We start from the raw sequence: 7,133 nt of genomic DNA, 5'->3' as shown, positions 1-7,133 counted from the left end.
CCCAGACGCAGCGCCAGACACGAACAAGCCTCAGCCCCCAAACCACGAAGATGGTGCAAGCGCCCGCCAACCATACGCGCGCCCATCCGCCGGACCGCAAGCGCGTGGAAAATCGCGGAGACAGTTCGGAAAACGCAAGACGGGAGACAGGGCCAACGCCCCATCAATGCCCCCTCCCCTCAATGACCGGTAAAACCGGAGCCGGTGATCACGTCCAGAACCAGCTTGAAGTTGAGGCCGACGATCAGCACTGCGATCAGCGTCGCGAGCGCCAGCAGCCAGGACGATGCGCGGAGTGAGCCCATGCGCTTTCGGTCGGCTGAAAACATCACGAGCGGAATGACAGCGAAGGGCAGCTGCATGGAGAGGACGACCTGGCTGAGGACCAGAAGCTCGGCCGCGCCTTTCTCTCCATAGAGAAAGATCATCACCGCCGCCGGAAAGATCGCGATGCCCCGCGTGACGAGGCGGCGGACGACCGGCGAGAAGCGCAGCTGGAGAAAGCCCTGCATGACGATTTGCCCGGCAAGAGTCGCGGTCACGGTGGAGGAGAGGCCCGATGCCAGAAGCGCGATCGCGAAGAGGATCGGCGCGAGCGCTGAGCCAAGGAGCGGCTGCAGCAGGGAATAGGCGTCGGTCAGATCCTCCACCGTTCCAACGCCTGCCGGTTGGAAGGCGCCGGCGGCGAGAACCAGAATCGCACCGTTGACCAGAAAGGCGAAGGATAGCGCCAGCGTCGAATCGAGCGTTGCGAACCGGATCGCCTGTCGTTTGCCTTCAGGGTCCTGGCCATAGGCACGCGTCTGAACGATCCCGGTATGAAGATAGAGATTGTGGGGCATCACGGTCGCACCGAGAATACCCAGAGCGAGATAGAGCATGCGCTCGTTCGTCACGATCTCCGGTGTCGGCAAGAGACCTTCGAAGATCGCCGCGATCGACGGCTGGACGAGAAGAAGTTCACCGAGGAAGCAGACCGCGATGATGAGGATCATCGTCGCGACAAAGGCCTCGATCCAGCGAAAGCCACGTGATTGCAGGAAGAGGATCAGAAAGACGTCGAGCGCGGTGACGACGACGCCCCAGAGCAAGGGCACACCAAAGAGCAGCTGCAAGCCGATCGCCGTGCCGATAACCTCGGCGAGATCGGTCGCGATGATCGCGAGTTCCGCGAGCACCCAGAGCGCGAAGGAGACGGGTCTTGGATAGCGGCTGCGGCAGGCCTGGGCGAGATCCTCGCCGGTCGCGATCGCAAGCCTCGCGCAGAGCGCCTGCAGGATGATCGCCATGACGGAGGACAGGAGCACCGCCGAAATCAGCGCATATCCGAACTCCGACCCACCGGCGATCGACGTCGCCCAATTGCCCGGGTCCATATAGCCGACGGCCACAAGGAAGCCGGGCCCCAGGAAGGCAAGAAACCGGCGGAAAAACGAGCCGTCCGATACGGCGATCGAGCGATGGGACTCAGGCATCGAAGGTTCGGGCATATCGAGACCGTAACTCGGGCGTGCCTCTTCCATCAGATCATCCTTTTCCCACGGTCGCTCGCGCGTGACATAAAAAGCGCCTTCAAGAATCCGCAAGCAAAGACCCGTTATGCAAAAAAGAACCCGGCCTCAGAAAAGACCGGGTTCTCGGATTTGATATTCAGCATGGTCATCGGGGAGGCTCGAAAAGCCTCGAGCTGGCGGCGTTCGAGCCGTCCGACGGAGGGGATTTCTCCCTAAGTATCAGTGCCTGACGATATCAGAGGAGCTTTGCGTCCAGCGTGATCTCCACGCCGGCGAGCGCTTTCGATACTGGGCAGCCTTCCTTCGCCTTCGTCGCAAGCTCCTTGAACTTTGCCTCGTCAATGCCCGGAACCTTCGCTTCCAGCGTGATCGCGCTGGTCTTGATCGCGAAACCGCCCTCGACCTGCTGTACGTCGACGACCGCCTTGGCGTTCAGCTCTTCAGCTGGTGAACCGCTTTCGGCAAGCATGTGAGACAGCTGCATGGCGAAGCAGCCTGCATGGGCGGCGGCGAGAAGCTCTTCCGGGTTGGTGCCCGCCTGGCCGCTCTCGTCCTCGAAGCGAGACTTGAAGGAATAGCCGCGATTTTTCAGCGCCCCCGACTGGGTCGTGATTTGGCCGGTTCCATCAGCAAGGGCGCCCTTCCAAAGTGCGATAGCCTGACGTTTCATGATCTGTCTCCTCTGAAGTGTTTCGCCAAACCTATGCGGTCCGGCGTTCCGTTGATGGGGGAAATAGATCAGACATGAACAAGTTCCATCGCCCTCACGCTCTCTTCACTTCTTTTCAGCTATGGTAGGGTGGGCATAGCAATCGTCTGCCCGCCAGGCCTATAGAGCGCGAAGGCCTCGAGAGTGCGAAAGGCCAGACATGTCGAACGTCCTGATTTTCGCAACCCAGCCCGTGCTGCGCGAAATCGCGGCCTGGCTGGAAGGCCTCAGAACCGAGCGGCAGGCCAGCGAAGAGACCATCGAAGCCTATGAGCGGGATCTGCGCCAGTTCATGGTCTTCCTCACCGATTATCATGCGCGCCCGTCGGAACTCGATGACTTCGCTGATCTGAAGCCGGTGGACCTGCGCTCTTTCCTTGCGGCACGGCGGCGAGATGGCGCGGGGGCACGCAGCCTTGGGCGCGGGCTTTCCGGTATCCGGTCCTTCCTGCGCCATCTGGAAAAAAAAGGGCTTGCCTCGTCCGCCGGCGCAAAGGCCATGCGGGCGCCAAAGCAGAAGAAGGGTCTCCCTCGCCCGCTCTCGGTTGCCGGGGCCCTCGAAGTCACGGAAGAAGCCGACGCCTTTTCGACCGAGCCGTGGGTCGGCGCTCGGGATGTCGCGGTGCTCACGCTTCTCTATGGGTGCGGTTTGCGTATCTCCGAAGCACTCGCACTGACTGGCGATGTCCTGACAGATCAAACCGCTCGCTCGATGACGATCACGGGCAAGGGCGGCAAGACGCGGCTCGTGCCGTTGATTCCCGCCGTTCACGAAGCGATTGCGAATTATCGCCGGCTCTGCCCCTTCGATCTCGACGCCAGTCAGTCGCTGTTTCGGGGAACGCGCGGCGGGCCCCTGCGGCCTCAGCTCGTCCAGCGCAACATGGCCCGCCTGCGCGGTGCATTTGGCTTGCCGCCATCGGCTACGCCTCATGCCCTGCGCCATTCCTTCGCCACCCATCTTCTGGCGGCGGGCGGCGATCTTCGGACCATTCAGGACCTGCTCGGCCATGCAAGCCTGTCGACGACGCAGGCTTACACTGCGGTCGATTCGAACCGGCTGCTTTCGGTCTACGATGACGCCCATCCAAGGGCCCGCCGAAAGGCACGGGGCAGCGCATCGTGATCGAATCGGCTGCGCAGACGCCAGAGAATCTCCCGGGGCCGCCCGCAGTCGTCAAAGTGACATGCGACAGAGGTAACATGTCTGAGCAGTGCAAGGGACCGAACGAATCTCGTCCTTTCTCTCGCCCTGTCACGTGAGCGGGCGCTCGGAAGCCCCACAAGGGACCGCCGATTTCGCATTGAATCGCCCTTTGCAAAAACTGCCCAAATCCACGCTTGCATTCGCGCTTCGAACCGTCTACCTACCCGCCATCGAAGCGAACAGCTTCTTTGGCACGCGCCCGTAGCTCAGCTGGATAGAGCACCAGACTACGAATCTGGGGGTCAGAGGTTCGAATCCTTTCGGGCGCGCCATCTCCATTTCAGAGCCAGAATAACCTGTAAGGCAACGCCTTTGGCGTTCGAAAGCCCGATCCGCGTTTGTATGAAATCCGGTCCGGGACGACCGGACGCATCGCCAACTTGCGCAGGTTCGTCTGACCACTTTCCCAGAGATTCCAGGGCGTTGAGAGGAAGCTCAAGGCAGGCGCGTATTCAGGCGGCGGTGACGTTTATACCGTCGGACGAGAATTGACCCGTTGGGCCAATTCTCGTCCGGCGCACGGCTCAAGCGCCGCTCGGGCTGTCGACGGACCATGAAACCGATGATTTCAAAGGTTCACCGGGTTTACCCGCTAATATTGATCAGAAAAGAAAGACCTATACCACTCGATGAAGGCCCGAATGCCAGTTTCGAGATCAGTTTCAGGCTTATAGCCAACAAGCGAATGCAAAAGGTCCGGGCTGGCGAAGGTGCGTGGGACGTCGCCATCCTGCATCGGCAGCATCTTGCGCTTGGCCGGGATACCCACAACCCGCTCGATCGTCTCGACGAAATCGAGAAGTCCCACTGGCTGTCCACCGCCGATATTCACGACACGGGAAGGCGCTGTGGACGACAAGGTATCGATGTCGGCGACACGGTTCTCTGCGCCTGGAGGCAAGTGCATGAGCCGCACAATCGCCTCGACGAGATCATCGACATAGGTGAAGTCCCGGCTCATCTTGCCTTCGCCGTAGATCTCGATCTCCTGCCCGGACAGGATCGCTCTGACGAATTTGAAAAGCGCCATTTCAGGTCGTCCCCAGGGACCATAGACCGTGAAGAAGCGAAAGCATGTCGTCGGCACTTGATAGAGATGAGCCGTCGAATGCGCCATCATTTCAACCGCGCGTTTTGTGGCAGCGTAGATCGTCAAAGGCTCGTCAGCCTTGTCGGTCTCCCGGAAGGGGACTGTGGGAGCCGCGCCATAGACCGAAGAGGTCGAAGCGATCAGAAGATGCTTGACGCCTATGCGTCTTGCCGCCTCCAAGATATTGAAAGAGCCGATGACGTTGGAGTCGATATAAGAACGGGGATTTTCCAGACTGTATCGAACACCCGCTTGAGCTGCGAGATGAACAATCACGTCCGGCGCAGCGGCGTCGATCGCTTCGTCGAGAGCCGTCGTATTTTCCAGCATCGCGATTCTTGAACTGAAGCGCGGAAACTGGGCAAGTGCTGCATGCCGCGCTTCCTTGAGACGGACGTCATAGTACGGCGTCATACCATCGAAACCGGCAACCACATGACCCTCTTCGAGCAAACGCCGAGCGAGATGAAAGCCGATAAAGCCTGCTGTTCCAGTGATGAAGACCCGGACCATCAGGCGTCTCGATGTGTTTGGCGTCCAATGCCCGTATAACTGAAGCCTTGGGCCACGACGTCTTGCGGCGGATACACATTGCGAAGATCAACGAGGACTGGCTCTTTCATCGACGACTTGATCCGACCAAGATCAAGTGCGCGGAACTCGTCCCACTCTGTCACGAGAACGATTGCTTCGGCATCACGGGCAATGTCGTAGGCGTTTTCTCCATACTCGATCTCTGGCAGAAGCATTCGCGCTGTTTCGATGCCTTCCGGATCGTATGCGCGAACGACGGCTCCCTTGTCCAGAAGAGCCTGGATGATCGCAAGCGCGGGAGCATCGCGCATGTCATCGGTGTTTGGCTTGAAGGTGAGCCCCAAAATCGCGATTGTTTTGCCGCGCACTTCTCCGCCGCAGGCAGCGATAACCTTGCGAGCCATAGCACGTTTTCGATTGTCGTTGATGGCGACAGTAGCTTCGACGAGACGCATCGGACTATCTGCATCCTGAGCAGTTTTGACCAGTGCGAGCGTATCCTTGGGAAAGCACGATCCACCATAACCGGGACCGGCATGCAGGAACTTGTCCCCAATTCGCTTGTCGAGACCAATTCCCTTAGCGACCTTCTGAACATCGCCACCAAGCTTTTCGCACAGATCGGCGATCTCGTTGATGAATGTGATTTTCATCGCGAGAAAGGCATTTGCGGCGTATTTGGTGAGCTCAGAGGTCCGACGGTCACAGATGAGAAGAGGCGACTCGTTGATGTAGAGTGGTCGGTAAACCTGCCGCATGACCTCGATAGCGCGGGGTTCCTCGGTGCCGATGACAATACGATCCGGCCGTTTGAAATCGGAAATCGCAGCGCCCTCACGGAGAAATTCCGGGTTTGAAACGACCGCGACATCAGCCTGCGGATTCTCGTCGTGAATGATCCGGTCGACCTCATCACCGGTACCGACCGGAACCGTAGACTTGGTGACGACGACCGTGAAGCCTTCAACCGCTTGGGCGATTTCCCGTGCGGCAGCGTAGACATAGGAAAGGTCGGCGTGACCATCGCCGCGCCGAGACGGGGTTCCAACCGCGATGAAGACCACATCGGCCGCCCGGACACTCGATGCCACATCGGTCGAAAATCGTAGGCGTCCGGCTGCCGCATTTGACTGGACGATCTGATCGAGACCGGGCTCAAAGATCGAGATTTCGCCCTTTTTCAGCGCAGCGATCTTTTTCTCGTCGACGTCGACGCAGACGACCTCGTGGCCGAAATCTGCAAAACAGGCGCCGGAAACCAGGCCTACATAGCCCGAACCGATCATCACGAGACGCATTTATCACTCCATACCGCTATGCAGCATTCTGTTGCGCTGCTTATACGGTTGATTTCGAGTTTGCATAGTTCAACGAATTGGCTTCACGAAATCTAGAGATGGCTTCGCATTTTTGAACAGCGGGATAAGTGGATTGTCTGCCTGACGTCGAAGAGAGACGATGACGAGAAGATCCCACCGTAACCACAGCCCGGCGTTCAAAGCATAGATGGCGCTTGCGGCCCTGCTAGGCGAGAAGAGGCTCGCTAAGCTTTCGCAGCAGTATTGGACTTGCCCCGGGAAAGTCCATCGAGCGGCGCTATCGAAGCCGTGGACATGCAATCATCGCGATGGCTGAACGGACTGATCCGGCCTGTCAGGGCCGGGTTCCGATAACGAAAGGGACCTGAGTGATCGAGGTCATAGATCTGCAATTGGTGTAGTTGAACGCTCGCCTCGTGTTTTGCACCATTCGGCGTCGCGCCCATGTATGAACGCGCTCTCGCGGAATGGGAGCGTGCTTCAAGATCGGTGCGCAGCCGCGGGTACAAAAAGAGGTTTGACTAAGCCGCCCTGAACAACGGCTGAGCGATTGACGGTTCTGGCTCTGGCGCGTTTTGGAAAGTACCCGGATATGCGATTGCGACGGCGAACGCCGCGATCGGCAAGGCCAGACGTCTGGCCTGCCCCCGAAAAAGTGGTCCTTCATGAAGTATGGTTTTGGCACCATCGGAGGACGAGAGCATGCCCAACAAGAAGCACAAGCCTGAAGAGATCGTCGCGAAGCTGCGGCAGGTGGATG

At 59.0% G+C, this 7,133-nt stretch carries 5 protein-coding genes and 1 tRNA gene; 2 read left to right on the top strand and 4 right to left on the bottom strand.

Annotated features, from left to right (window positions below; genetic code table 11):
- Positions 1-179: 179 nt before the first annotated feature.
- Positions 180-1,523: an Nramp family divalent metal transporter gene (locus ABDX79_RS19570; RefSeq protein WP_346221977.1), complete on the bottom strand. Its 1,344-nt coding sequence runs from the start codon at positions 1,521-1,523 to the stop codon at positions 180-182.
- A 226-nt stretch (positions 1,524-1,749) separates the two neighbouring features.
- Complete coding sequence (locus ABDX79_RS19565; RefSeq protein WP_346221976.1) at positions 1,750-2,184, bottom strand: OsmC family protein; 435 nt, start codon at positions 2,182-2,184, stop codon at positions 1,750-1,752.
- A 199-nt stretch (positions 2,185-2,383) separates the two neighbouring features.
- On the opposite strand from ABDX79_RS19565, the gene ABDX79_RS19560 reads away from it, so the two are divergent.
- Together ABDX79_RS19560 and ABDX79_RS19555 are read left to right on the top strand one after the other, a co-directional pair.
- Positions 2,384-3,349, top strand: a complete 966-nt coding sequence (locus tag ABDX79_RS19560) for a tyrosine recombinase XerC (RefSeq protein WP_346221975.1) — start codon at positions 2,384-2,386, stop codon at positions 3,347-3,349.
- A 276-nt stretch (positions 3,350-3,625) separates the two neighbouring features.
- Positions 3,626-3,702 (top strand) — tRNA-Arg (locus ABDX79_RS19555).
- Positions 3,703-4,022: 320 nt separating this feature from the next.
- On the opposite strand, the gene ABDX79_RS19550 is transcribed toward ABDX79_RS19555, so the two are convergent.
- Together ABDX79_RS19550 and ABDX79_RS19545 are read right to left on the bottom strand one after the other, a co-directional pair.
- Complete coding sequence (locus tag ABDX79_RS19550) at positions 4,023-5,033, bottom strand: NAD-dependent epimerase/dehydratase family protein (RefSeq protein WP_346221974.1); 1,011 nt, start codon at positions 5,031-5,033, stop codon at positions 4,023-4,025.
- Entirely contained in the window at positions 5,033-6,352 is a 1,320-nt protein-coding gene (locus tag ABDX79_RS19545) for a UDP-glucose dehydrogenase family protein (RefSeq protein WP_346221973.1), read from the bottom strand. The genes ABDX79_RS19550 and ABDX79_RS19545 overlap by 1 nt, the downstream gene beginning before the upstream one ends.
- Positions 6,353-7,133 lie beyond the last annotated feature (781 nt).

Origin of the sequence: Fulvimarina fulva, assembly GCF_039652615.1 — a bacterium.
Taxonomy (GTDB): domain Bacteria; phylum Pseudomonadota; class Alphaproteobacteria; order Rhizobiales; family Rhizobiaceae; genus Fulvimarina.
Note: the sequence above shows the minus strand (reverse complement) of the source record. Positions and strands in the feature narration are given on the sequence as shown.

Coding starts and splice junctions, on each gene's coding strand:
- ABDX79_RS19550 (WP_346221974.1), bottom strand. CDS start 5,033: ATGGTCCGGGTCTTCATCACTGGAACAGCAGGCTTTATCGGCTTTCAT.
- ABDX79_RS19570 (WP_346221977.1), bottom strand. CDS start 1,523: ATGGAAGAGGCACGCCCGAGTTACGGTCTCGATATGCCCGAACCTTCG.
- ABDX79_RS19565 (WP_346221976.1), bottom strand. CDS start 2,184: ATGAAACGTCAGGCTATCGCACTTTGGAAGGGCGCCCTTGCTGATGGA.
- ABDX79_RS19545 (WP_346221973.1), bottom strand. CDS start 6,352: ATGCGTCTCGTGATGATCGGTTCGGGCTATGTAGGCCTGGTTTCCGGC.
- ABDX79_RS19560 (WP_346221975.1), top strand. CDS start 2,384: ATGTCGAACGTCCTGATTTTCGCAACCCAGCCCGTGCTGCGCGAAATC.